The sequence below is a fragment of the Acetobacter sp. ESL1128 genome (assembly GCF_058505085.1).
Genome location: NZ_CP196369.1, coordinates 578,830 through 604,517 on the forward strand (window position 1 = coordinate 578,830; position 25,688 = coordinate 604,517).

At 58.6% G+C, this 25,688-nt stretch carries 22 protein-coding genes; 16 read left to right on the forward strand and 6 right to left on the reverse strand.

The window, feature by feature from the left end:
* Positions 1 to 62: 62 nt before the first annotated feature.
* A complete protein-coding gene (locus ACSYTG_RS02800) occupies positions 63 to 1,655 on the forward strand; it encodes a gamma-glutamyltransferase family protein (RefSeq protein WP_489783764.1) in 1,593 nt (530 codons plus the stop codon).
* Here ACSYTG_RS02800 and guaD read toward each other — a convergent pair.
* Positions 1,652 to 3,001: a guanine deaminase gene (gene guaD / locus ACSYTG_RS02805; RefSeq protein ID WP_489783763.1), complete on the reverse strand. Its 1,350-nt coding sequence runs from the start codon at positions 2,999 to 3,001 to the stop codon at positions 1,652 to 1,654. The two genes, ACSYTG_RS02800 and guaD, sit on opposite strands and share 4 nt — an antisense overlap.
* A 21-nt stretch (positions 3,002 to 3,022) precedes the next feature.
* A complete protein-coding gene (locus ACSYTG_RS02810) occupies positions 3,023 to 3,925 on the reverse strand; it encodes a LysR family transcriptional regulator (protein ID WP_086646586.1) in 903 nt (300 codons plus the stop codon).
* A gap of 151 nt (positions 3,926 to 4,076) precedes the next feature.
* Here ACSYTG_RS02810 and ACSYTG_RS02815 point away from each other — a divergent pair, with 151 nt between their 5' ends.
* The 9 genes from ACSYTG_RS02815 to ACSYTG_RS02855 all read left to right on the forward strand — a co-directional run bounded on the left by ACSYTG_RS02815 (position 4,077) and on the right by ACSYTG_RS02855 (position 14,674).
* Positions 4,077 to 5,498: an NAD(P)-binding domain-containing protein gene (locus ACSYTG_RS02815; protein ID WP_086646673.1), complete on the forward strand. Its 1,422-nt coding sequence runs from the start codon at positions 4,077 to 4,079 to the stop codon at positions 5,496 to 5,498.
* Between the two features lie 28 nt (positions 5,499 to 5,526).
* Entirely contained in the window at positions 5,527 to 6,423 is an 897-nt protein-coding gene (puuE, locus tag ACSYTG_RS02820) for an allantoinase PuuE (RefSeq protein WP_489783762.1), read from the forward strand.
* An 11-nt stretch (positions 6,424 to 6,434) separates the two neighbouring features.
* Positions 6,435 to 6,953, forward strand: coding sequence for a 2-oxo-4-hydroxy-4-carboxy-5-ureidoimidazoline decarboxylase (gene uraD, locus ACSYTG_RS02825; protein ID WP_165925468.1), 519 nt, complete (start codon positions 6,435 to 6,437; stop codon positions 6,951 to 6,953).
* Entirely contained in the window at positions 6,950 to 7,282 is a 333-nt protein-coding gene (gene uraH, locus ACSYTG_RS02830) for a hydroxyisourate hydrolase (protein ID WP_086646588.1), read from the forward strand. Before uraD ends, uraH begins: the two co-directional genes overlap by 4 nt.
* Positions 7,283 to 7,285: 3 nt before the next feature.
* A complete protein-coding gene (locus ACSYTG_RS02835) occupies positions 7,286 to 8,746 on the forward strand; it encodes a nucleobase:cation symporter-2 family protein (protein WP_095349323.1) in 1,461 nt (486 codons plus the stop codon).
* 62 nt (positions 8,747 to 8,808) lie between these two features.
* Positions 8,809 to 10,314, forward strand: a complete 1,506-nt coding sequence (gene xdhA / locus ACSYTG_RS02840) for a xanthine dehydrogenase small subunit (protein ID WP_489783761.1) — start codon at positions 8,809 to 8,811, stop codon at positions 10,312 to 10,314.
* A 10-nt stretch (positions 10,315 to 10,324) separates the two neighbouring features.
* The gene (xdhB, locus tag ACSYTG_RS02845) at positions 10,325 to 12,706 is read left to right on the forward strand and encodes a xanthine dehydrogenase molybdopterin binding subunit (RefSeq protein ID WP_489783794.1); all 2,382 of its coding nucleotides are present in this window, start codon (positions 10,325 to 10,327) and stop codon (positions 12,704 to 12,706) included.
* Positions 12,687 to 13,550: a xanthine dehydrogenase accessory protein XdhC gene (gene xdhC / locus ACSYTG_RS02850; RefSeq protein ID WP_253527737.1), complete on the forward strand. Its 864-nt coding sequence runs from the start codon at positions 12,687 to 12,689 to the stop codon at positions 13,548 to 13,550. Before xdhB ends, xdhC begins: the two co-directional genes overlap by 20 nt.
* Before the next feature lie 242 nt (positions 13,551 to 13,792).
* Positions 13,793 to 14,674 carry an NAD(P)-dependent oxidoreductase gene (locus tag ACSYTG_RS02855; RefSeq protein WP_489783760.1) on the forward strand — a complete coding sequence of 294 codons (882 nt, stop codon included), beginning with the start codon at positions 13,793 to 13,795 and terminating at the stop codon, positions 14,672 to 14,674.
* A gap of 35 nt (positions 14,675 to 14,709) precedes the next feature.
* Here ACSYTG_RS02855 and ACSYTG_RS02860 read toward each other — a convergent pair whose 3' ends face one another.
* Entirely contained in the window at positions 14,710 to 15,630 is a 921-nt protein-coding gene (locus tag ACSYTG_RS02860; protein ID WP_489783759.1) for a LysR family transcriptional regulator ArgP, read from the reverse strand.
* Positions 15,631 to 15,684: 54 nt separating this feature from the next.
* On the opposite strand from ACSYTG_RS02860, the gene ACSYTG_RS02865 reads away from it, so the two are divergent.
* Positions 15,685 to 16,326 carry a LysE/ArgO family amino acid transporter gene (locus ACSYTG_RS02865; RefSeq protein ID WP_489783758.1) on the forward strand — a complete coding sequence of 214 codons (642 nt, stop codon included), beginning with the start codon at positions 15,685 to 15,687 and terminating at the stop codon, positions 16,324 to 16,326.
* A 102-nt stretch (positions 16,327 to 16,428) separates the two neighbouring features.
* On the opposite strand, the gene ACSYTG_RS02870 is transcribed toward ACSYTG_RS02865, so the two are convergent.
* Positions 16,429 to 17,958: a UxaA family hydrolase gene (locus tag ACSYTG_RS02870; protein ID WP_489783757.1), complete on the reverse strand. Its 1,530-nt coding sequence runs from the start codon at positions 17,956 to 17,958 to the stop codon at positions 16,429 to 16,431.
* A 121-nt stretch (positions 17,959 to 18,079) separates the two neighbouring features.
* Between ACSYTG_RS02870 and ACSYTG_RS02875 the strand changes: the two genes are divergently transcribed.
* Both ACSYTG_RS02875 and ACSYTG_RS02880 read left to right on the forward strand, forming a co-directional pair.
* Positions 18,080 to 18,958, forward strand: a complete 879-nt coding sequence (locus ACSYTG_RS02875) for a LysR substrate-binding domain-containing protein (RefSeq protein WP_415437000.1) — start codon at positions 18,080 to 18,082, stop codon at positions 18,956 to 18,958.
* Between the two features lie 56 nt (positions 18,959 to 19,014).
* Positions 19,015 to 19,749: an IclR family transcriptional regulator gene (locus tag ACSYTG_RS02880; protein ID WP_491706442.1), complete on the forward strand. Its 735-nt coding sequence runs from the start codon at positions 19,015 to 19,017 to the stop codon at positions 19,747 to 19,749.
* A 12-nt stretch (positions 19,750 to 19,761) separates the two neighbouring features.
* On the opposite strand, the gene ACSYTG_RS02885 is transcribed toward ACSYTG_RS02880, so the two are convergent.
* Positions 19,762 to 21,258: a class I adenylate-forming enzyme family protein gene (locus ACSYTG_RS02885; RefSeq protein ID WP_489783756.1), complete on the reverse strand. Its 1,497-nt coding sequence runs from the start codon at positions 21,256 to 21,258 to the stop codon at positions 19,762 to 19,764.
* Between the two features lie 4 nt (positions 21,259 to 21,262).
* On the reverse strand, positions 21,263 to 22,288 hold the full coding sequence (locus ACSYTG_RS02890; RefSeq protein ID WP_489783755.1) for an alcohol dehydrogenase catalytic domain-containing protein: 1,026 nt from the start codon (positions 22,286 to 22,288) through the stop codon (positions 21,263 to 21,265).
* Between the two features lie 132 nt (positions 22,289 to 22,420).
* On the opposite strand from ACSYTG_RS02890, the gene ACSYTG_RS02895 reads away from it, so the two are divergent.
* Genes ACSYTG_RS02895 through ACSYTG_RS02905 form a run of 3 tightly spaced genes read left to right on the forward strand, consistent with a single transcriptional unit; the run spans position 22,421 to position 25,648 of the window.
* A complete protein-coding gene (locus tag ACSYTG_RS02895; protein ID WP_489783754.1) occupies positions 22,421 to 23,119 on the forward strand; it encodes an enoyl-CoA hydratase/isomerase family protein in 699 nt (232 codons plus the stop codon).
* A complete protein-coding gene (locus tag ACSYTG_RS02900) occupies positions 23,109 to 24,455 on the forward strand; it encodes an MFS transporter (RefSeq protein ID WP_086646599.1) in 1,347 nt (448 codons plus the stop codon). Before ACSYTG_RS02895 ends, ACSYTG_RS02900 begins: the two co-directional genes overlap by 11 nt.
* Positions 24,452 to 25,648 carry an acyl-CoA dehydrogenase family protein gene (locus ACSYTG_RS02905; protein ID WP_489783753.1) on the forward strand — a complete coding sequence of 399 codons (1,197 nt, stop codon included), beginning with the start codon at positions 24,452 to 24,454 and terminating at the stop codon, positions 25,646 to 25,648. The genes ACSYTG_RS02900 and ACSYTG_RS02905 overlap by 4 nt, the downstream gene beginning before the upstream one ends.
* Positions 25,649 to 25,688: the final 40 nt, after the last annotated feature.

Below are 25,688 nucleotides of genomic sequence, written 5' to 3' on the forward strand. Positions count from 1 at the left end.
GCGCAAAAGCGCGGTATCCTGCGTGCAATACAGGCCATACCAGAGCGGGAGCCGCCCAGACCATGCTGCATAGTTTTCAGTCCACCCGGGGGATGGTCACATCCCCGCATCATCTGGCCAGCCAGAGCGGTCTGGCTATTCTTAAAAAAGGCGGCACGGCGCTGGAGGCGGTTACCGCCATGGCCGCAACCCTGTGCGCGGTTTACCCGCACATGACCGGCATGGGGGGGGATGCGTTCTGGCTGATCTCCTACCCCGATGGCCGGACCGAGGTGCTGGAAGCCTGCGGTGCCGCCGCCCTGCATGCCAGTGCGCAGGACTACACGGCCGCAGGCCATACCAGCGTACCCTGGCGGGGGGGCATGGCGGCCAATACCATGGCGGGCACGGTTTCGGGCTGGCAGGCAGCACTTGAGCGTAGTGCGGCACTCCAGCCCGCCCTGCCGCTGGACGCAGTGCTGGAAGATGCCATCTGGTACGCCCGGAACGGTTACGCCCTGACCACGAGTGAAGCCTCCCTGCTGGCGGAAAAACAGGCCGAACTGCTGGGCAATGCCGCCTTTGCCGCAGCCTATGCCCCACAGGGGCGCTTGCCGCAGGCGGGGGATATACGCAAAAACCCGGCACTGGCCGAAACCCTGCAAAGTCTGGTGCGCCACGGGCTGGATAGTTTTTACACTGGCGATGTTGGCCGCAGGCTGCTGGCAGACCTGACCCACGCCGGCAGCCCCCTGCGCGCGCAGGACTTTGCCCACCACGCGGTGGCAACCCCAGCCCCCCTGCATGCCCGTGTGGCGGGCGCGCAGGTTTATAACGCTCCCCCGCCAACTCAGGGTGTGGCCTCGCTCGCCATTCTCAAACTGTTTGAAAAACTCAACGTGCAGGAGGTGGATGGCTTTGCCTATGTGCATGCACTGGTCGAGGCCACCAAGCATGCCTTCCTGTTTCGGAACGCGCATGTGGGCGACCCACGCTGGATGAGCGAGGACGCACAGGGTTTTCTGGATGATACCGCCCGCTTTAACGCCATGGCAGCCAGCATAGACCCATACCGCGCCATGCCCTGGCCCGCACCGGCCCAGATGGGAGACACAACCTGGATGGGGGCTGTGGACTCCCGCGGGGTGGCGGTCAGCATGATCCAGAGCCTGTATTTTGAATTTGGCTCCGGTGTGTTCCTGCCCCAGACTGGGCTGCTCTGGCAGAACCGTGGCGCGTCCTTCCTGCTGGAGGAAGGGGCATGGAATGCCTTTGTACCCGGCCGCAAGCCGTTCCACACCCTTAACCCCGCGCTGGCCCGGTTTGATGATGGACGGGTCATGGTTTATGGCACCATGGGGGGCGAAGGGCAGCCGCAAACGCAGGCCGCCCTGTTTACGCGCTACGCCATGTTTGGTGTGCCTTTGCAGCAGGCCATTACCGCGCCACGCTGGCTGCTGGGGCGCACATGGGGCAGCCACAGCCATTCGCTTAAAATGGAGAGCCGGTTTGATGCGGGCGTTATCGCCCGGCTGGAGCAGGCCGGGCACGAGGTGGAGCGCGTGGCCCCCTTTACCAGCATGATGGGCCATGCCGGGGCCGTGGTGCGCCATGCCAGCGGCCTGTTTGAAGGAGCGGCAGACCCCCGGAGCGATGGGTGCGTGGGGGCTTACTAGCCCGTATGCACCGCTGCATCCGCCTGCGTTTCTGCCCGTGTATGCACCAGCCGGCCATTGGCCCATGTGGCGCGTATGGCCCGGTCATCGCCCAGAACCATTAAGGTAAACAGGCGCTCGGCCAGACTGGTGCAGCGGGCACTCCGCTGGGCCATAAGCGGGGTGGCGGCGGGGTCCATAACACAGAGGTCGGCCTCCATGCCGGGGGCTATCAGGCCAATATGGTCGTGCAGGTGCAGGGCGCGTGCAGCCCCCGCCGTGGCCAGCCAGAGTGCCTGTGCTGCGGAAAGCCGGGTATCCCCCGCCATGAGTGACACCTTGTAAGCTTCCCCCATTGTGGCCAGTAGCGAGAGCGATGTGCCTGCCCCAATGTCTGTCCCCAGTGCCACGTGCACCGGGCGGGTGGGTTTGAGCGCGTCAAACAGGGCAAATGCGCCACTCCCGAGGAACAGGTTGGAGGTTGGGCAATGGGCCAGCGTACAGCCTGATTGGTGGCAGTGGGCAAAGTCATGCTCAGCCATGTGAATGGCATGGCCAAATATGGCGCGTGGTCCATCCAGCCCTGCTTTTGCGTACACATCCAGATAGGAGGAGCGGTTGGGGAACAGGCTGCGCACGGCGGCTATTTCGTCCAGATTTTCGGCCAGATGGGTCTGCATGTACAGCCCCGGCGTGTGCTGGAATAACGTGCCTGCCAGTTCAAGCTGTTCTGGCGTGCTGGTTATGGCAAAGCGTGGGGTTACGGCATAAAGCTGGCGGTCCCTGCCATGCCAGCGCGCAATAAGGGCGGCGGACTGGTCGTACCCGCTTTGGGCAGTGTCCTGCAGGTTGGGGGGGCAGTTGCGGTCCATCAGCACCTTGCCCGCGATCATGCGGGTGCCAAGGCGGGCGGATTCCTCAAAAAACGCATCGACCGACTGGGGGTGTACCGTGCAGTACACCGCGGCCGTTGTGGTGCCGTTACGCAGCAGCTCGGACAAAAACAGCCTTGCCGTCCGCCGGGCGACATCCACATCGGTAAACTCTGCCTCGGTGGGGAAAATATACTGTTCCAGCCACGGCAGAAGCTGCTCCCCCCAGGAGGCAATGGCCGAAATCTGGGGGTAATGCACATGGGCATCTATAAAACCCGCGCTGATCAGGCAATCGGGGTAGTGGGTCAGGGGGGTGTTGTCTCCCAGCAGGGGGTGCAGGGTGGCGTAGGGGCCGCATTGGGTAATGCGCCCGTGTTCCATAATAATCAGCCCGTCCTCTTCCAGCACCAGTGCATCGGGCGTGGTAAAGGGGTTGGCGCAAAAGGTAACGTAACTGCCTCTTATGGCGTGGCGGTCCGGGGTGTGGGGCATTGGGGGCGTGCTTTCGGGCCGTTAGAACTGTTCGGCAAAAAAGTTTTCAATTTCGGTAATAATAAACCGCGCGGCGGTGGAAAGCTGGCGCGAGCGGTCCACGCACAGGGCCAGTGTTAGCGGGGGGAGCTTGCGGTTGGTAATGGGGGTAAAGGCCAGTTGGCCTTTCTGCACCTCATCATACGCATCCAGATAGCTTAGAATCCCCACCCCCGCGCCTTCCAGCACCATGGATTTGATCATCTGGATATTGTCGGCCTTGGCCACGGTTGCGACCTTGACCCCCGTTTCCGCCTCCAGCACCCCAATGGGGCGCCACAGGGCCAGCGGAGGGGCCGGGATGATCATGGGGTATTCCGCCGCAAGGCTGAAGCGGGCTTCGGTCATTTCCGCGATCTCGTGCGAGGGCAGGCAGACAAAGCCCAGTGGTATTTCCTTGTGGGTGCGTACTGTTAATTCGCGCATGTGGCCGGGGTTGAACATGAGCGCGAAGTCGGCATGCCCTTTAACCAGCAGTTCCCCCATATCGTGGCTTTTGCGCACATGCACGCTCACCATAATGCCCGGATGTGTCTGGCGCAGCTTGCCCAGAAGGGTGGGCAGAAAACCCTTGGTCAGTGCATCGGGGATAAGAATATCCGTGCTCCCCTGCCGCAGGCCTTTAAGGTTATCCAGTTGGGTTTGCAGGGCGTTCAGGTCGCGGGACCAGCGGCGGCAGGAGGTCAGGAGCAGTTCCCCCGCCGTGGTTAGCCGCAGCCCCGATGGCAGGCGCTCAAAGAGCTGGGTGCCCAGAATTTTTTCGCCCTGCAATACCTGCCGGTCTATGGCGGATGCGGCAATATGCAGCTCGTCCGAAGCTTTTCTAATAGAGCCATGCTGGGCTACGGCCATGAAATACCGCAGGAAGCGGGAAAAAACGGGCATCAGCTTTTGCTCTCTTTTTGCGAACGCACCATGCTGAATTAAGTCATATACAAGAACGATACGTGTGTGAAACAGTAAGTCTGATTTTATTTGGCGCGATCAGGAACCACGCAGGATTCCCGATCTGCATAATGTGGACTGATAAATGGGTATGGAACAGCTAAACAAACGTGTTCGGGACGATCTTGCCAAAATCGAGTTTGCCTCGGGTAACTGGTGCGTTCCCCATCAGCACAACGGACGGGATGTGCTGGACGTGGCCATTATTGGCGGCGGGCAGGGCGGGCTTGCCACATGCTTTGGCCTGCGGCGGCGCGGCGTGGCCAACACCTGTATTTTTGATATGGCCCCCGAGGGGGAAGAAGGGCCGTGGGTTACTTTTGCGCGCATGATCACCCTGCGCACGCCCAAGCACGTGACCGGGCCGGACCTTGGTATTCCCAGCCTGACCCCCCAATCCTGGTTTGAGGCAAAATACGGCGAGCAGGCCTGGCGTGATCTGGATAAAATCTCCCGTCACGACTGGCAGGATTATCTGCTCTGGCTGCGTGATGTGCTGGACCTGCCAGTTAAAAACGAACACCGTCTGGCCGACATTGCATGGGAAGACGGGCTGCTCAGGCTGACCTTTACCGGCGCAGGTGGGGCCGAGCATGTGGTCTGGGCGCGCCGTGTGGTTCTGGCGACCGGCATAGAAGGCGGTGGGGCGTGGCATGTTCCCGACTTTATCCGCGAGGGGCTGCCCAAAAGCCGCTATGCCCATACCTGTGAACAGATTGACTTTGAAGCCCTGCGCGGCAAGCGCATTGGCGTGCTGGGGGCTGGTGCCTCGGCGTTTGATAACGCGGCAACCGTGCTGGAACATGGCGCTGCCAGCGTGGATCTGTGCCTGCGCCGCAAGCAGATCCCCACAGTGAACCCCTACCGGTGGATGGAAAACGCAGGCTTCCTCAGCTATCTGGCCGATCTGCCAGACCTGCTGCGCTGGCGTTTTATGTACAAGATTTATGACCTGAACCAGCCGCCCCCGCAGGATACGTTCTGGCGTTGCCGCAAGCACCCCAACTTTGCCTACCACCCCGGCACCCCCTGGACCGCCGTGCGGGAGGAAAACGGGGCCGTGGTCGTAACCACTCCAAAAGGCGAGATGGAGTTTGACTTCCTGATCATTGGCACAGGCTTTATTATCGACCTGACCAAGCGGCCCGAACTGGGGCGCATTGCCAGCCGCGTTGCCCTGTGGAAAGACCGGTTTGAAGCCCCCGCAGATGAGCAGAGCGCCCTGTTGGGTAGCCACCCTTACCTGAGCAACGCCTTCCAGTTCCAGCCATTGGAAGCCAATGACCCGCTCGCCCCCATGATGCAGTGCATCTACAACTTTACGTTCTCCGCCATGCCCAGCATGGGGCTCGCCGGGGCAACCATTAGCGGGATGCGCTTCGGGGTGGAAAAACTGACCAACTGCATAGGCCGCAGCCTGTTTGTGGAGGACGGAGCCCTGCACCTGCAAAGCCTGCTGGATTATAACGTGGATGAACTGACCAGCTTTGACCCGCCGCCAGAGCAGGCCTGAAAAAAACCAAGCGTAAAACGGGATAAAAATGAACCAGACATACCCGCGTGACATGATCGGCTATGGCGCCACCCCGCCCGATGCACACTGGCCCGGTGGCGCGCGTATAGCCGTGCAGTTTGTGATCAACTACGAAGAGGGCGCGGAAAACTGCGTCCTCCACAATGATCGCGGGTCCGAGGCATTTTTGTCCGAAATGGTGGGCACGTCCTCCATTATCGGTGCGCGCTGCATGCAGATGGAAAGCCTGTATGAATACGGCAGTCGTGCCGGCTTCTGGCGGCTTTACCGCCTGTTTGCAAAAGCGGGCCTGCCCGTTACGGTTTTTGGTGTTGCCATGGCGTTGGCCCGCAACCCCGCAGCCGTTGCCGCCATGCAGGCCAGCGGGTGGGAAATTGCAACCCACGGCCTGCGTTGGATAGATTACCAGAACGTGCCAGAGGATGTGGAGCGCGCCCATATGCGCGAGGCCATAGCCCTGCACACGCAGGTTACGGGGGCTCCGCCGCTGGGCTGGTATCAGGGCCGAACCAGCCCCAATACCGCCCGTCTGGTCGTGGAGGAAGGCTGCTTTTTGTATGATGCGGATTCCTACGCCGATGACCTGCCCTATTACGACCGGCGCTACGGCAAACCCCAACTGATTGTGCCGTACACGCTGGATGTGAATGACATGAAGTTTGCCGCCCTGAACGGCTTTACCGAGGGCGAGCAGTTCTTCCATTACCTGCGCGACACGTTTGACATGCTCTATCAGGAAGGGGGGCGTATGATGTCCGTTGGCCTGCACTGCCGTCTGGCAGGCAAGCCCGCACGGGCACTGGCTGTTGCCCGCTTTTTGGAGCATGTGGCAACCTATGCCGATGTATGGGTGGCAACCCGGGCCGATATTGCCCGCCACTGGCAGAAGGTGCACCCGGCATGACCACCTCTGGCATGCTCACTCTGGCGCAGGTTAACGCCATGCCCGATGCCGCTTTTGTGGAGGCGTTTGGCAGTGTGTATGAACATTCCCCATGGGTTGCGGCGCAGGCAGCCAAAAGCCGCCCGTTTGCAGACCTTGGTGGCATGTGTGCGGCGTTTTCCGCCGCCATGCGTGCCGCGCCCGAGGCGGCACAGTATGCGCTTGTGCGCGCCCACCCCGAGCTTGGGCACCGTTTGGGGGTGGACCCGGGGTTGACCGCAGACTCTGCACAGGAACAGGGCGGAGCTGGGCTGGACCGGCTAACGCCAGAGGAATACACGCATTTTCGTGCCCTGAATGATGCGTACACACACAAGTTCGGCATGCCGTTTGTTATTTGTGTGCGCAAGGTGGGCGGGCATGCCAAACAGGTTATTGCACAGGCCATGGAACAGCGGCTTGCCAGTACGCCCCAAGCCGAACTGGCCGAGGCCTTGAGCCAGATTGACGCAATAGCCGCATTACGTCTGCACGATAAGGTGGTGGCATGAGCTCTCTTTCAACCCATGTTCTCAACACGGTTTCCGGCCGTCCGGCGGTGGGGGTGGCGTTGCGCCTGAGTGGGGCCACAGGCGTTCTGTTTGCAGGGCAGACCGATGCCGATGGCCGCTGCCCGGAGCTAAAAGCGCTTGAGCTGGAAGCCGGTGCCTACTGCCTGGAGTTTGAGGTCGCGGCCTATTTCCGCCAGCAGGGCACACCGCTGGCGGACCCGCCGTTCCTGGATATTGTGCCAATCTGCTTTGGTCTTGGCGGCAGCGGGCATGCCCATGTGCCCCTGCTGGTCGCCCCATACGCCTATTCGACCTACAGGGGGAGTTAAGCCATGCAACCTGCCAGCAACACGCCACAGACCGTCCACCCCGTGGACCAGATGCTCCCGGTCTGGAAGCTTGGCTTCTATGGCCTGCAACATGTGCTCACATTCTATGCAGCCGCCGTTATTGTGCCTGTGCTGCTGGCGGGGGCCATGGGTCTGCCCCGTGCCGCACTTGAGCATCTGATCGAGGCGGATCTGTTTACCTGTGGCATTGCCTCCTTCATCCAGTCCGCGGGGCTTGGGCGTTATATCGGGGTCAAGCTCCCGCTGTTGCAGGGGGTTACCTTTGTGGCTGTTACCCCCATGATCGCCATTGGCGTGGCCGCGGGTGGGGGCGTGCAGGGGCTGCCCCAGATTTTTGGCGCGGTCATTGCTGGGGGGATATTTACCTTTCTGGCGGCACCGTGGTTTGGCAGGCTGGTCAGGTTTTTCCCGCCTGTGGTTACGGGGTCTGTCATTCTGGTTATCGGGCTGGCTCTGCTGCCGGTGGCCGCGAATGATATTGTGAACGGGCAGGGCACGGGGGTCATGCAAAACCCGGTTAACATGCGCAATGTGGCGTATGGTCTGGGCACGCTGGTTTCCATCCTGTTTATCCAGCGTATGTTCAAGGGGTTTGTGGCCAGCATTGCCGTGCTGTTCGGGCTGGTGGCTGGCACGTTAACCGCGTGGTTTCTGGGCGATGCCAGTTTTGATGGCGTGCTGTCTGCTCCATGGGTGACCGTTGCGCAGCCTTTTTACTTTGGCATGCCCACCTTCCATGTGGTGCCGGTGCTGTCCATGCTGGTGGTCATGATCATTACCATGCTGGAAACCACGGGGGATGTGTTTGCCACGGGTTCCATTGTTAAAAAGGATATTTCCTCAGCCGACATCACGCGGGCGATCCGTGCGGATGGTCTGGCAACCATGATTGGCGGGGTGCTGAACTCCTTCCCTTACACCTGCATAGCCGAGAACGTGGGCCTTGTGCGGCTTACACGGGTGACCAGCCGCTGGGTTGTGGTGGCGGCGGCGTTTATCATGATGGGGCTGGGCTGCCTGCCCAAGCTTGCCGCCATTATTGCCAGCGTGCCCCTGCCGGTACTGGGTGGGGCCGCACTGGCCATGTTTGCCGCCGTGGCTGTGGTGGGGATTCAGACCCTTGTCAAAGTGGATTTTGATAATCTGAACAACACGGTTATTGTGGGCACCAGCATCGGGCTGAGCATGCTGGCAACGGCACAGCCCCATATTGCTGACCATTTTCCCGCATGGATGCAGGTTATTTTTGGCAGCGGTATTACGTTGGGTGCCCTGTCTGCCATTGTGCTGCATCTGGTGTTCAACTTTGGCAATCTGTGTTCCTCCGAGCAAACGGTGGAACAGGATACGGTCATACTCGAAACCCCGGTCTGGAACGTTGTGGGCGCGCAGGACAAACCTCAGGCGGCCCTTGGGCAGGCTGGCCGCGCCCAGACCGAGTAAGCATCGGCGTTTCGCATACTCTGTGCCTGATACGCATAAAAACATAAGCCGGGAGGGCACGCATGCGCCAGCACGTCAGCTTTTATGTGGGGGATACCCTCCACCATCTGTCCAGCCTGCCGCCGGAGTTGACCCTGCTGGACTGGCTGCGCGACCAGCAGGCCCGCACCGGCACCAAGGAAGGCTGTAACGAAGGGGATTGCGGTGCCTGCACCGTTCTGGTCGGGCGGCTGGAGCAGGGGCATCTGGTATGGCGCGCAGTTAATGCCTGTATCCACATGGTGTGGATGCTCGATGGCGCGCAGCTCTTGACTGTGGAGGACCTGCGCGGCCCCGATGGTGCATTGCACCCGGTGCAGCAGGCCATGGTAGACGAGCACGGATCGCAATGCGGGTTCTGCACACCGGGGTTTGTCATGTCCATGGTCGCGCTGTCCACGCGCGCGGATCTGGCGGCACTTGAGGGCACGTTGGATGGTGAGCGGATTATAAACGAGGCCCTGGCAGGCAATCTGTGCCGTTGCACGGGGTATGCCCCCATTGTGCGCGCCATGAAAAAAGCCGCAGCCTACTGCGCCCGGCATGGTGAACCCATAAGTGCCCGCACGGCGGAGCTGAGCGCGCGCCTACAGGCCCTGCAGGATGGCAAAACAGTGGAACTGCATAGCCCGCAGGGGCGTGTTACGCTCCCTGCTACGGTGGAGGCACTGGCCACTGCCTATGCGCAGGACCCGGCGGCCGTGCTGGTAGCAGGGGGGACCGATGTTGGCTTGTGGGTCACCAAAAGATTGCGCCAGCTCCCCCATATTATTGCCGTGCGTACCGCCCGCGACCTGCACAAAATCCATACCGGCCCCGATGGCGCGTTGTGGATAGGAGCAGGCGTTACCTACACGGAGGCCATGCCCCATCTGGTCGCGCACCTGCCAGTTGCGGCAGATACGCTGCGGCGTATCGGGTCCACGCAGGTTCGTAATGCTGCCACCGTGTGCGGCAATATCGGCAATGCGTCACCGATTGGGGATGGCCCGCCCATTTTTATGGCCGCAGGTGCGCAACTCCACCTGCGCTGCGGGCCTGACCGCAGGGTTGTGCCGCTGGAAGCGTTTTTTCTCGAATACGGCAAGCAGGACATCCGCCCCGGCGAGTTTATAGAAGGCGTGCTTATTCCGCCGTTGCCTGCTGGGAGCGTGTGCGGAGTGTACAAGGTTTCCAAGCGGTTTGATCAGGATATTTCTGCCGTGCTGGGGGCCTTTGTGCTGGTTGTGGCTGAGGATGGCACCATCCAGCAGGCCCGTCTGGCCTATGGCGGCATGGCGGGCATACCCTGCCGGGCCAGCCGGGCGGAGGCTGCTCTTATGGGGCAGATGCGTACCCCCGAAACACTCCTTGCAGCGCAAGCGGCCATAAAAGAGGATTTTACCCCTCTGTCAGACATGCGGGCCAGTGCGTGGTACCGTGCAACGGTTGCCGCCAACCTGCTGGTCCGCCTGTTTGAGCCTGATAGGGATAACAGCCCGCACCACGCCCCAACATTACAGAACTGGCAGGAGGTGGTGCATGGTTGACCCCCACACCATGGCAGCACAACCAGCTGAAACCGGAGGCTCGGCACCCCAAGATCCCGCACAGGTGGCCGGTGCGGCGTCTTCCTCGCTCAGGCATGAGAGCGCGCACCTGCACGTAGCGGGGGAGGCGCGGTATGTGGATGATATGCCAACACCGCCCAATGCGGTGCATGTTGCCCTTGGCCTGAGTAGTCGCGCCCATGCGCGCATCATCAGCATGGATCTGGGGCCGGTGCAGGCTTACCCCGGCGTGGTTTGCGTGTTGAGCGCGCGCGACATAGCGCACCACAACCAGATCAGCTCCGTAGGAGCGGGGGACGAACCCCTGCTGGCCGAAGACCATGTGTTTTTCTGTGGTCAGCCCTTGTTTGCCGTGGTGGCCCAAACCCGCCATGCAGCCCGCCAGGCCGCAGTGCTGGCACGGGTGGAATACGAGGACCTGCCCGCAGTGCTGAACATAGAGCAGGCCCGCGCGCAAGGGGGGGCACTGGTCTGCCGCTCGCTGGAAATGACACGGGGTAACGCCGCTCAGGCTCTGGCCAATGCCCCGCACAGGCTTGCAGGCCAACTGGCCATTGGCGGGCAGGAGCATTTTTACCTCGAAGGGCAGGCCGCATTGGCCTGGCCCGGAGAGGACGGGGAAATGCGTATCTGCTCCTCCACCCAGCACCCGACAGAAACCCAGCACATGGTGGCCCACGTGCTGGGTTGCCCCAACAACCTTGTGACCGTGGAAGTCCGGCGCATGGGCGGTGGTTTTGGCGGGAAGGAAACTCAGGCCAACATTGTGGCCTGTCTGGCAGCCCTTGCCGCTGCGCGAACCGGCCGCCCAGCCAAACTCCGCCTTGACCGTGATGATGACATGATGATCACGGGCAAGCGCCATGATTTTGTGATTGACTATGACGTGGGTTTTGATGCGCAGGGCCATGTTCTGGGGGTGGATATGGAGCTGGCTGCCCGCTGTGGCTGGTCGGCCGACCTGTCCGGCCCGGTAACGGACCGCGCCCTGTTCCATGCCGACAACGCCTATTACTACCCGGACGTACGCCTGCGCTCGGTGCCGCTGCGCACCAACACGCAGTCCAACACGGCATTTCGTGGTTTTGGTGGCCCGCAGGGGGCTGCGGCGGCTGAACGGATTATGGAGCAGATTGCCTTTGCCACCGGGCTGGACCCGTTGGATGTGCGGCTGCGCAATGTGTATGGTACGACCGAACGCAACGTCACTCCGTACCACATGACCGTGGAGGATTCCATTGCCGGGGAGGTTATGACCCAACTTGCGCAGGACTGCGACTACCGCAAACGCCGCGCACAGATCAGGGAGTTTAACAAGACAAGCCAGTACCTGCGGCGCGGTATTGCATTAACGCCGGTCAAGTTTGGTATTTCCTTTACCGCTACGCATTTTAACCAGGCCGGGGCATTGGTGCATGTTTACACCGATGGCTCGGTGCAGGTGAACCACGGCGGGACAGAAATGGGGCAGGGCCTGCATACCAAAATGGTGCAGATTGCCATGCGCGAGTTCGGGCTGCCCCATGAGCGGGTGCGCATTACCGCCACCACAACAGGCAAGGTCCCCAATACCTCTGCTACCGCTGCGTCCAGTGGTGCGGACCTGAACGGCATGGCCGTGCTGGCGGCTGTGCGCACCATCAAGGACCGGCTTGTAAACTTTGCCGCTGCCAAATGGCAGGTTCCCTCCGAACAGGTGCATTTTACAGCCGACGGTGTGGTGGTGGGGGAGGCTACGGTGCCGTTCGCCACGCTGGTCAATGCGGCGTATATGGCCCGTATTTCCCTCTCCTCCACAGGGTTTTATAAAACGCCCAAAATTTCGTGGGATAGTGCAACAGGGCGTGGCCGACCGTTTTATTACTTTGCTTACGGTGCGGCCTGCGCGGAGGTTGTGGTGGACCTGCTTACGGGGGAAAACCGCATGGAGCGGGTGGACATCCTGCACGATGCAGGTCTCTCCCTTAACCCGGATATTGATATAGGGCAGATCGAGGGCGGGTTTGTGCAGGGCGCGGGCTGGCTGACCATGGAGGAGCTGTTCTGGGATACATCGGGGCGTTTGCGCACCCATGCGCCCAGCACCTACAAGATTCCTGCCTGTTCTGACCGGCCACGTATTTTTAATGTCAAACTCATGGACAACGTGCCCAACCGGGAGGAGACCATTTTCCGCTCCAAAGCGGTGGGGGAACCACCGTTTGTGCATGGTCTGGCGGTGCTGCATGCCATTTCCGATGCGCTGGCCAGTGTGGACAACTACCGTACCTATCCGGGGCTGAATGCCCCGGCAACGCCCGAACAGATTTTGCGCGTGGCCGAGCGCCTGCGCCAGCAAGGTGGAGTGGGTCATGCGCAGGTACACACCTAAGCAGTTACTTGGCCTTTGGCAGCAGGCACCTCAGCCTCTGGTAGTGGCGCGCGTAACGCTTACCCGCGGTTCCACCCCAAGGGAGGAGGGAGCGTTTATGCTGGTCGGGCAGGACGTTGTGGCAGGCACGGTTGGTGGCGGCGCGCTGGAACTGGCGTGTGAGCAGCATGCCCGCACCATGCTCCAGTCGGGCGAGGCACTGTGCGAGCGCCAGATAGTGCTGGGGGGAAGTAATGTCAGCCAGTGCTGTGGTGGCCGCGTGGCCGTAAGGCTGGAAGTGCTGAGTGCTCCGTTATGTGCACAGCTTGAACAGCAACTGGCCCAGCAGAATGCCCAGCGCCCAACCCTGTTTTTGTTCGGGGCGGGGCATGTGGGGCGTGCACTGGCCCACGCACTGGCCCCTTTGCCGTTGCGGCTGGTCTGGGTGGACCCGCGCGCACATGAGTTTGGCCATGTGCCCGAAGGCGTGGAAGCACGCGTGACCGCCGCGTGGGACGATGTTCTGGCAACGGCGGAGCCGGGTGCGGGGGTTCTGGTGTTAACGCCATCGCACACACTGGATGCGCTGATTGTGGAGGCAGCGCTCCTGCAGCCCGGCCTGGCCTATATTGGGCTTATCGGTTCGCGCACAAAACGCTTGCGGTTTGAAAAATCCTTTTCAGAAGTGGGGATTTCTCCAGAACAGCTTGCAGCACTGGTCTGCCCCATAGGGGATAGGGGCGTGCGGGACAAACGCCCCGAGGTCATAGCCGCTCTTGTGGCAGCTGAAGTGGTGGAAAAACTGCTCCATCCCGCACAGCAGGGGGAAGGGTTTGCTGGGGCCAGTATGGGCGCCAGTGCCTGACCCCTAAACTCTGTGCGGCAAGTTTGCAGCAGTTACGTTGGCAGGATCGGGGAAGAGCCGATTGTGGGCAAAAGACGTCACATTCTCTAGAGTACATGGCGCATCAATTTTAAAAACAGAATGAAAATGGCAGAGCGGGCCTGTCCCACGCCTTGTTCTGGTTGATTGGAATACTCCGCTCTTTTCAATTTATGAAAAATTCAGAAAATTGACCGCAATGGATCAATGCAACAGGAGGCAGCATGAAAATCGGGTTTGTTGGTCTGGGTGCTATGGGGCACCCTATGGCGAGGCGCCTTCTTGCTGCTGGGCATCAGCTTTGTGTCTATAATCGAACAGCCGCCAAAGCTGCCGACTTTGCTGCTCTGGGCGCGACTGTGGGGGAAACTCCTGCCATGGTTGCCCATGAAGCCGATATTGTCTTTTCTATGCTGCTGGATGATGCAACGACTGAGCAGGCGACATTTGGCAAAAATGGTATAGCCGAAGGGTTATTGCCCAATGCTGTGCATGTCTGTTGCAGCACAATATCCCTCGAGCAGGCACGCCGTTTGCGCGATGGTCATGCAGAACGTGGGCAAACATACGTCAGTGCCAATGTTCTTGGGCGGCCTCCTGCGGCGGAAGCGGGAGCATTGTTTGTTATGGCCGCTGGTAAATCGGCCGTGCTGGATTATCTGGAACCAGCACTCCAATGTTTTGGCCCTCATATCTTCAGGGTGGGGGATGACCCGTTGCAGGCCAACCTTGCAAAACTGTCCCTGAATTTCATGATTTACTCAACCATTGAACAGATGGCAGAAGTTTTTGCTCTTAATGAAAAAGCGGGAACAGACCCACGCAAGATTTTTGAGATTATGACAGGCAGCTTCTATACTGCTCCGGTCCATAAGAACTATGGCAAGCTGATGGTTGACCATGCTTATGACACTCCCGGAGCACCTGTTACTCTGGGCCTGAAGGATGTCGGGATGTTCATGGATGCCGGGGGAGATTACGGCGTACCACTCCCTTATGCCGCCATTGTTCGTGATCGTTTGTTGAGTGCAGTCAGCGCGGGTGATGCAGACCGCGATTTTGTCGTTCTTCAGGAACGGGTGCGTCAGGAAAGTGGTTTGAAGTAGGGCATGCCAGCGCAGAGAAGCTGGAAGGTTTAGGGCTATTCCCGCTCAAGATATTGGCTTTGCAAGCATTGCATTTTAAGATTCCGGGTGAGTTTGTCCAGTAATTCGCTTTTCAGGCGCGGAGTAACCCAGTTCAGATTAACATTTACTCGGTGCTTTGGTGCGAGTTCGACAAGCCGCCCGGATTCAAGGTGCGCTTTGGCGAGTGCAAGGGGTTGTAACCCCCACCCCATTCCGGCGAGTGCAAAATCCAGAAACCCCTGAGGGGTTGGGATATAATGCACGTGTTGGGGCAAAGGGAGCTGATGGACTTCCTGCAACCACCGTGTTTGCAGCCTGTCCCGTTTTTCAAAGCACATGCAGGGCGCGTTGGAGAATGCGTCTTGCGTCCATCCATGAGAAAAATAGCGTTGCACAAAATCCGGGCTTGCACAGGCTGCGTAACGTAACGTGCCAAGGTGTAGCGTGCGGCAGCCGGACTCCGGGCTTGAATCTGCCGTAACTGCGGCCATGACATCGCCCGACCGCAGCCGGTCCGCCGTATGGGCTTCGTCCTCTATAAGCAGGTCCAGAAAAACCCCGCTTTCTTTTACGAAGCCAGAAATTGCGGATGGAAGCCACGTGGCGAGACTATCCGCGTTAACGGCAATTTTGAGCGTGGGTGAGCGGGAGACGGATAATGCTGCATCTCCAGAAAGCTGAGGAATTTCAGCTTCCAGCAGGCGGACTTTGTCAATATGGGCGCAAAGAGCCTTGCCCAGCGTGGTGGGCTGGCAGGGCTGCCCGCGGATAACCAGCAGTGCGCCCAGTTTTTCCTCATACCCTTTGACGCGTTGTGAAATGGCGGACGATGTAATGCCAAGAGCCTGAGCCGCTCCTTCAAAAGAACCCTCACGCACAACGGCACTGACAATACCCAAGGCAGCGTAATCCAGCATAAGTAAGGAATGCTTCATATCATTTAGAAAAACAAGTTTTTCTTATTGGGAAAAAGGACATAGTGAAACAGCATGATGCTGTTCCTCATTTCGTTTTTCGCTGGGTTTGCGCTTTCCGCATCTCTGATCGTAGCCATTGGTGCACAAAACCTGTTTGTGCTGCGGCAGGGTCTTAAACAGGAACATGTCGGGATGATTGTCCTGTTCTGTGGCCTTTCGGATGCCGTGCTGATTATTGCGGGTGTGAGTGGGGTCGGGGCTTTGGCGTCTGCTCTGCCTGCCCTGTCGGCGGGTCTTACGCTGGCTGGTGCCTTGTTTCTGGCATGGTATGGCGCAAAATCACTGTACCGGGCGGCAAATCAGAGCAGCATGTTGGCTCAGGTGGATCGTGGGATTTCGTTAAGGCAGGCGCTGCTGGCCGTGGCAGCTTTTACATGGCTTAACCCTCATGTTTACCTTGATACAGTGCTGCTGATGGGGGCTGCGGCCACGGCACAGCCTCCATCAGCAAGGCCCATGTTTGCAGCAGGGGCGGCGTCTGCCAGTTTTTTGTGGTTTGCGGCTCTGGGCTATGGGGCACGCCTTTTACAGCCTTTGTTTGCTCGCCCCCGCTCATGGCAGATTCTGGATGTGTTTATAGGATGCATCATGTTTACGCTTGCGGGTTTTCTGCTCTGGAACGGCCTTATGCACCCGTTTCTGGCACGGTCATAATGGTTGCCATTGGGCTGGAGCGCCTTATTACAGGCAGCGCAGGGGGGCATTGCCCTTCCTGCGCTGTTATGGCCGTCAAAACATTCTTTTACGGCCCTGAGATTACATCTGGGCCCCGATCATCCATGGGACCATTTCCTCGTTACCAACATTGAGCGCTTCGCTCTTGCTGTGCTCCCCTGACGCCATGCGGATAATGAAGTGAAAAATCTCTTCCCCCATGTCCGTCACGCTGGAATGGCCATCCAGAATACTGCCGCAGTTGATGTCCATATCATCCTGCATGCGGTTATACATGGTGGTGTTTGTTGCGATTTTGATGGTAGGGGCAACGCGGGATCCAAAACAGGAGCCTCGGCCAGTTGTAAACGCCAGCAGGTTTGCCCCGCAGGCAATCTGGCCCGTAGCGCCCATCGGGTCATATCCGGGAGCATCCATAAACAGTAACCCACGCGCATCAATAGGTTCGGCGTAGTGGTAAACGCCCTGTAGCGCGGTGGAACCACTTTTTGCGACCGCACCCAGAGATTTTTCCAATATGGTTGTCAGCCCTCCCTTTTTGTTGCCAGGGGTGGGGTTGTTATCAATGCTGCCGTGCTCGCGCTCTGCGTATTGTTCCCATCCGTGGATGATATTGACGAGTTTTTCGCCAATATCACGCCGTGCTGCCCTGCGGGTTAACAGGTGTTCTGCTCCATAAATCTCCGGAGTTTCGGTCAGAATGGCTGAACCACCCTGTGCGACCAGAAGATCAACCGCATGCCCCAGAGCGGGGTTTGCCGTAATGCCCGAATACCCATCCGATCCACCGCACTGCAAGGCAAGGACCAGATGCGAGAGCGGAAGGGCCTCACGCGTGATAGTGTTGATTTCGGGAAGGATTTTTTCAATCGCGGCAATACCGGCATCAACGGTCTTCTGCGTTCCGCCCTCCTCCTGCATGACAAGGGGGATCAGGCGTGTACCGGGGTTTACATTCTCGGCCATGAATATGGCGTCCATCTGGTTTGCCTCACACCCCAGCCCGATCACAAGAACTGCCGCAAAGTTGGGGTGCACCACATAGCCCCCAATTGTCCGCCGAAGTTGCTGAAGGCCTTCCCCCTTTGAGTCGATACAGCACCCAAAGCCATGTGTGACAGGAATAACCCCATCAACATTAGGGTAGTGCTCAAGAACATCTGACCGAACAAAGTGTTCGGCAATTTTTTTGACAGTTGTGGCAGAGCAGTTAACCGTGCTGACAATTCCTATAAGGTTGCGTGTTGCTCCCCGGCCATCCGGGCGCAGGTATCCATTAAAAGTCAGGTGCTCGGCTGGTTCGGACGACGGTTTTACCCCTTTGCCAAACGCATAATCCCGCGCAAAATCATGGCCCATAGAAAGGTTTTGGATGTGCACATGCTGGCCGGGAGTAATATCCTGCGTCGCAAACCCTATGATCTGACCATATTTGTGTACGGGATCACCGCGCTGGATTGTTCTTAAGGCAACTTTGTGCCCTCCCGGTATTTCGGTGGCAGTGCGCACCCCGTCGGTTCCTTCGAGCAGGCTGCCCGCAGGCAGGGCCAGCGTGGCAATGGCGACATCATCCAGCGGATTTAATTTTATGATGTTGGCAATCGTGGACATTTTTCTAACCCCGGTTTGAATTCTCCATCTAATTTATAAGGAGGATTTGGAATTGGGTGGGTTGAAATCGTCGCACCTGTCTGTCAAAGTTTTTTCACCAATCTCAGAGCAGAAGTCCCAGATGCAACGCCGCATTCCCCCCCTGAACACGCTTTACGCGTTTGAAAGTGCCGTCCGGCACGGATCATTCAGCAAAGCGGCTGAGGAGTTGCTGCTGACAAGAAGTGCCGTGAGCCACCGGATCAAACTTCTGGAGGAACTGGCGGGCTTTGCCCTCTTCCACAGGCAGGGCCGTGCATTGGTTCTCAGCTCCGCTGGGGAGGCGTATATTACGGTTGTAAGGCATGCGCTTGATGCGCTTGAGGCTGTTAAACTGCCCCGTCTGGCCAATAATATTGAGGCCAGCATCACAATCAGCACACCACCGTCTTTTGCACGGCTGATTCTGTGGCCCGCAATACAGGGTTTTAAGCAGGAACACCCCGAGGCGCAGATCAGTATTGAACTCAGTTCTTCCGGGCTGGATGTCAAAGCCGAAGGGGCGGATATTTATATTCGGTTTGGAACAGGCAACTATCCCGGAATGAAAAGCCTGATGTTTATGAAGTCAGATATTTTTCCTGCCGCAACACCGGATTTTATAAACCAGCATCGTCTTTTTGCACCTGCCGACCTGGAACACTGCACTATGCTAAGGAGCCCTCTGGAACCATGGAAGCCGTGGTTTATGGCCGCCGGGCTGCCTTGGTCAGAACCTGTAGAGGGGCCTCATTTTGGTGACTTTGCCATGATGTACCAAGCCGCACGGGAGGGTATGGGGGTAGCCCTTGTGCGTGCTGCATTGCTTGAGCACTTTGACCCCGGAGCAAAACTGATCCCCGTCACCCATATTCGCGCGACCCCCGCATATGGGTATTATATCGTTTACCGCGAAGATGCCGCGGAGCCTAAGAGCAAGCATCTGCTCCTTGAATGGCTGGTTCAGGATAGGCGTGCCTAGGTTCAGGGTTTATGAAGTCAATATTTGAACTGATAGAATTGTGAAGGTCGGGGGTTATGCAGGGTAGCGGCGTTGGGGTCCTTGATAAGTATATGGCGCTGCAAAAGCATCTGGCAGGTGTCTCCAAGGGTTTGACAGCACTGGAGCTTGCGCGGTTGACGGGTATGGACCGTGGTACGGTCCACAGGCTGTTAAAAGCGATGATGCACTGGCGGCAGGTGGAGGCGGAACATGGAGTATACCGCCTTGGGGGTGGCTGCCTGCTAGCAGCAAGTGCCTACCTGACGCGCCTGCCCCTACGGCGGATTGCGCTGCCATACACCATTGATTTGCAGAATGTTATTGCGGATCGGCCTGCCATTGTCTCTGTCGCCCTGCCTGTGGGGGATCAGATTGTGCTGATCGAACGGATGTGGACAGCCGCAACCCCTTTTAATGTTGTTGCGGATCTGGATGACAAATTTGCCATAGACAGCTGCACCAGTGGACGCGCCATTCTGGCAACCTACCCCGAGGCGCAGGCGCGCCAGACAGTGGGGGATGAGCGTTACGAGCGGGTGCGCCCCAGACTGCTGGAGGTTGCTCAGGCTGGCGGATATTCTTTTGGCCATAGCGAGCAGCGCAAGGGTTTATCCTCTATGGGGTATCCAATCCGCCGGGGGCAGGATGCGGCTGTGGGTGCGCTGGTCATAGCGGGGTTGGAGATGGATGCAGTGTTGCAGGTTTCTTCCCCTCTGGCGCGGCATTTGCAGCGGGCCTGTGGGGGTATTGCCGAACAACTGTTTGGTTGACCGCACGGGACATTATTCTTCCAGAAGTTTGAGCAGTTTTGCCTGTTGTACCTTGCCATAATGAGAGCGCGGCAGGTGCGGTACAAATAATATCTGTTTGGGTACCTTGTGGCGGGAAAGCTGTTTTTTGCAATGCAGGATCAGCTCATCCGCTTCCAGCTCGGTATTGGCATGCAGGACTATGGCGGCACAGACGCGCTCCCCCCATTCGGGGTCGGCCGCACCAAAAACATGGGCCTCTGCAACCCCGCGGTAGGAGAGCAGGCAGTCAACAACTTCGGCTGGCTGCACGGACATGCCACCAGAGCGAATAATCTCTTTGCTGCGCCCCACAATTTTAAGCATATGGGTGTTGTCCATAATGCCAAGGTCTCCTGTGGCCAGCCAGCCATCGTGTAGCACGGAGGCTGTTTTTTGGGGCTGTTTCCAGTATCCCGCCATAAGGTGAGGGCCGTGAATTTCAACTTCCCCAGCGTGGAGCTGCGTGCTGTGCGCGTTTAAGCGGGCCTGCACGTGCTGTAGGGGAAAACCGACAGCTCCAGCGCAGGTGCCGGCTTGGTGCAGGGCGGCAAGTTCTGGTGCTGGCAGGTAAAAGCTCCATGGTGCTTCGGTCATGCCGTACAGAATACTCAGCCGGGGGCCAAACAGATGCATGGCTTTTTCCAGCGTTTCGGGCGGCAGGGAGGCCGCGCCAACATCCAGCGAACGGAAAAAGGGAAGGGGGTTCTGGCTATTGGCAATGGTGCCGTGTGCCTGAGCGTGCTGCACCAGACGGGCAATCTGTGTGGGTACAAGCGAGCTGTAGGCGGCATGCGTTGTCTGGAGGAGGGGCAGAAACGTGGACGGATTAAAACGCCCACCCAGCACGACCGTTCCCCCGTGGCACAGATGCGCCAACACGGAAACCGATGCAATGGGCCACAGGGGGCGGACATTAAGCAGCACATCCCCCGCAGATGTCGGGCGGGCCTGCCCGATATTGCTGACAATGGCAGTCAGGCTACCCTGTGTGTGCATAACAGCTTTTGGCTGGCCCGTTGTGCCCCCAGTATAGTTGAGGGACGCCAGCGTGGAGGGGGAGCCACCGGCCTGCGGGGCTGCCGTATGTGCAGTTATGGTCTGCCATGTGGTGGGGAGCGGAACACTGGTGGCACCCCCCGCCTGCTGTGCCAGTTCTGCATGAATGGGGTCGTGGAGCAGAATGGCAATTTCGGCATCGGCAATTTGGTTGCGCAGTTCCTCAACAGAAAGGGAAGGGTCAAACGGCACGCGCACATATCCGCAGGCCATGCTGCCGTAATCCGCAATCAGATAAGGGATGCTGGCATCAGCCAGAATGCCAACCCGCGCGCCGCAGGCAATGCCCCGTTCTGCCAGAAAGGCTCCAAATCCCTGTAAAGCCGCGTTTATCTGCCAGAATGTAAGCTTCTGGCCCGTGGCGGGTTCATGCAGGGCGAGTGTTTCTGGCCAGCGGGAAGCCGCGTTGGAAAAAAGCTGTTGTATGCTCATGCTCTTACCATCCGCTCAAAATAATGCGGCCATTGACCTGCCGTGCCTCCAGCAGTGCATGGGCCTGAGCCGCCTGGGTAAAGGGCATGACACGGTCGATCTGGGGGCGAACAAGGCCAGAGGCAATCATGGCCAGAGACTGGCTGACCTCGTCCAGCGTGGCGCTGCCTGAGCCCTGTACACGTAACCTGCGCCCGATAAGCAGGCCGGGTGAAACTTCAACAGCCCCCGGAGCAATGTTGCCCAGCACCACAATGCGCCCCCCCATGCCCGTTGCACGCAGGGTCTGGGGGAGAGTGCTGCCCAGATTTTCCATGGCAACATCCACGCCCTTTTTGCCGGTTTTGTTCCACACCTCGGCGCTGTAGTTTCCATCCCGTGCAACCACAACGGAAGAGGCTCCCAGTTCTTCCAGCCTGCTGGCTTTTGCGCTGTCCCCGGTTACGGCAATGACGTGTGCCCCAAGTGCGCGGGCAATCTGGATCTGGTGCACGCCCAGCCCGCCACTGGCACCATTGACCAGCACGGTCTCACCCGCAGTAAGCCCGGCCTGCGAGATAAGAGCCCGCATGGCGGTGCCAATGGGGCAGGAGGCAAGGGCCGCCTGCTGGAAGCTCACATTATCCGGTATGCGAATGGCAGATACCGCAGGCAGGCGGATATACTGGGCATAAGCACCTTCTGTATCCACGGCGGGGAGGGAGACCGCGCGGCACAGGTCTTGCCGCCCTCTCAGGCAGTCGCGGCACTGGCCGCAAAAGCGGCGTTGATAGCCTGTTATGCGGTCCCCGACCTGAAGAGTGCTGACTGCGGCACCGGTTGCCACAACACGCCCTGCGACCTCATGGCCAAGAATGACCCCCTTGGGGGCACCTGCCAGTTTGCCCGCCCTGTGCAGCAGGTCATGGTGGCAGACTCCGGCAGCTTCCACCTGCACAAGCACATCATGCGGGCCTGCTACGGGGGTTGGTACCTCCTCCACCCGGAGTTGAGATGGACCGCCAAAGTCCGAGAGTATGATCGCTTTCATGCCGTAGTCCCTCCATAAATGTTCGAATTACGAACACATAGACCAAAATATAAACTTTTTATATTCCACATTGAAAATTGTTGCTATGTATAAATTAACGACTCTGAATCATGTTTTAAAACGGAATACACCATGATAGATAGTGCTATACAGTCCGGTGTCCTCACCATCACCCTCAACCGCCCTGACCGGTTGAATGCGCTGGACAGCCACGACAAAGCCGCCTTGGGCCGCGTCTGGCGTGAAGCACTGCGTGATTCCACAGTCAGAGCCGTGGTGTTGCACGGTGCGGGTGAGCGGGCCTTCTGTGCCGGGTCGGACCTGAAGGAAATCGCAACAACGCAGCAGGTCGCCACAACAGATGTTCTGGCCTCCTGTATTCCCGGTGTGGCGGAGGATTTTACAAAACCAGTTGTTGCCGCACTGCACGGCCATGTCATTGGGTTGGGAATAAGTATAGCCATGTATTGTGATTTTCGGATTGCGGCACCACAGACCTCTTTTCGCTTTCCTGAAGTCGAGCATGACATGCTCTCCGGGTTTAGCGCGGTTGAACTGCCTTCCCTGATCGGGGAGGCCGCCGCACTGGATATTATGCTGACCGGTCGCACCTTTGGTGCGGAAGAAGCACAACGCATGGGGCTTGTTTCCTCCCTTGCGCAGGACCCGCTGGCCGAAGCTACAGCCCTTGCGGTCCGGCTGGCAGCACTGCCGACATCCGCCATGGCATGGAGCAAGCGTTTGCTGCTGGCCGAGCGGCGTACCCGACTGGACAGGCATTATGCACTGGTTGATCAGGCCAGGCTGGAAGTGGGTCGATATGAACAATGATGGCCTGACGCGTGCCGGGCAGACTGAAGGCGCTGTTTTTCGCCGTGTTGCATGGCGTTTGATGCCCTTCCTTTTTATCTGCCTTGTTTTTAACTGGCTGGATCGTGTGGCCGTTAGTTTTGCCCATTTGCAGTTTGGCGCGGACCTGCACATAAGCGATACGGTTTTTGGTCTGTCTGTTGGTCTTTTTTCAGCGGGTTATCTGCTGTGCGAGATTCCCAGCAATCTGGTCATGGAACGCTGGGGAGCGCGGAGAACGCTTGCCCGGATCATGATCTTCTGGGGGTTGGTGACTATTGGTATGGCGTTTGTGCAGGGGGCGTATTCCCTGTACGTCGCGCGGACTTTGCTGGGTATGGCGGAAGCTGGCTTTTTCCCGGGGGTTATCCTGTACCTGACTTACTGGTTCCCCAGTGCGTACCGGGCCCGGATTACGTCACGCTTTATCATGGCTATAGCGGTCTGCGGCATTGTGGGCGGGCCAAGCGCAACGTGGATCATGACCCATATGGCCGGGGTCTGGGGCTGGCATGGGTGGCAGTGGCTGTTTCTGCTTGGTGGGCTGCCGCCAGTTATTGCCGGGTTTGTGGCTTTTGGCTGGCTGGCGGACAGGCCGGCCGATGCCCGCTGGCTCGGGCGTGATGAAAAAAACATCATTCTACAGGCCATGGTGCGCGAACCATCTTCTGTCGTGCGGCCTGTTCGGGCATCGCTTGCCAGTGCTTTTTCCAACCGTACGCTGTGGCTGTTATCCCTGAGTTACTGCCTGACCATTACGTGCACCGGCAATGTGGTCAATTTTTGGGTGCCCTCTTTGTTGCGTGCCGCAGGGGTGCAGAACCTGCAGCAGCTTGGGCTGCTCAGCGCCCTGCCGCATGGCGTGGGTATTGTGGCCATGCTTCTGGCTTGCCAGCATTCTGACCAGCAACAGGAGCGGCGCTGGCATTTTGCTCTGGGTGGTGCTCTGGCCATGGCCGGTATGCTGGCACTGCCATGGATGGTGCATGGCACCATGAGCACAGTGTTTTTTCTAACCATCATGGTCGCAGGGTATCTGATTGCCACAGCAATTTTCTGGAGCATTCCTGCAAGCCTGCTGCCTGCACAGGACCGCGCCATTGGCTTTGCACTGATCAACTGCTGCGGTCAGGTCAGCAGCATGCTTGTTCCGGTTTTAATCGGTTTTCTCAAAACCCGGTTGGGCGGGTTTGAGGTCGCCCTGAGTATTGTCAGCCTGTTTGTCGGGCTTGGAGTGGTTGTGCTGCTGGCCATGACGGCCCGCACGGCACGCCTCCCGGCCTCTCCTTCTCATTCGATTGTGGATTCACACTCATGACAGATTATGTTCATATTGCCCGCACGCTTGCCCCGCTTGTTGCCGAAGATGCCTCCCAGCGGGATGCGGAGCGGATCCTGCCATTTGCCATTTTTGAAAAAATCGCCAGTTCAGGCCTTGGTGCCGCTCGTGTGCAGAAAGAACTGGGTGGGGGAGATGTCAGCCAGAGTGCCGTGGCTGAGATTTTTATAGCTCTGGGCAAGGCAGACCCCAATGTGGCGCAGGCTCTGTTCCCGCATTTTATCAATATCGAGCAACTCAGGCTTATGGCCGAGCCGGATGCACAGGCGCGTTATCTGGGGCAGATTGGTCGCGGTATTATCAGCTCCGGTGCCGTGGCTGAGCGGAGCGGGAACTTCCGGGGGGAAATCCATACCCATATTGCGCATGTCGATGGCAAAACAGTTTTGCGTGGGCGCAAATTTTACAGCACCGGCTGCCTGTTTGCCGACCTGATCAAGGTGCAGGCGGTGGATGAGGCGGGCAAGGGGATTTATGTCATGCTCCCCAAAGACACACAGGGTCTTGTGCTGCTGGATGACTGGGACGGAATGGGCCAGCGTACCACAGCCAGTGGTGTAACGGAGTTCCATGATATTGTTCTGTCGCCAGAGCAGATTATTCCCACAGGGCATTGGGCAGGTCGGCGGAACTACGTAGGGGCCTCCGCACAGCTTATCCATTGTTCCATTGATGTGGGCATTGGGCTGGCAGTGCTGGATGATGCTGTTTACTGGGCCAAAAACCACACCCGTCCTTTACGTGAAAGTGGCGTGAGCAGAGCCAGTGATGATCCGTACATTCTTTACACGGTGGGGGAAATTTCTGCCCGTGTCAGAGCGGCGGAAGCATTGGTCCGGCGTGCGGCCGAGTATGTGGAACAGGCTGCCCGTGCCCAGCTGGAGGATGTCCGCCAGGGGCGGAGCACAACAGCGGAAACCGAAAATCTGCTTGTCCAGTCATCCATTGCTATTGCGGAAGCCAAAATAGCGGCCACGGAAAGCGCAATACATGTTGCGCAGAAGCTGTACGATGTGGGTGGTGCTGCAACCACACAAAAACCGTTCAACTTTGACCGGCACTGGCGCAACGCACGCACACACACAACGCATGATAGTGTTGCCTATAAATACAAGGCAATTGGCAATTTTCTTCTTAACGGGGAGCCGCCTCCCATCACGTTTACTTACTGAATCAGCCATCTGGCGTTTTTTTATCTTAATACAACTATTT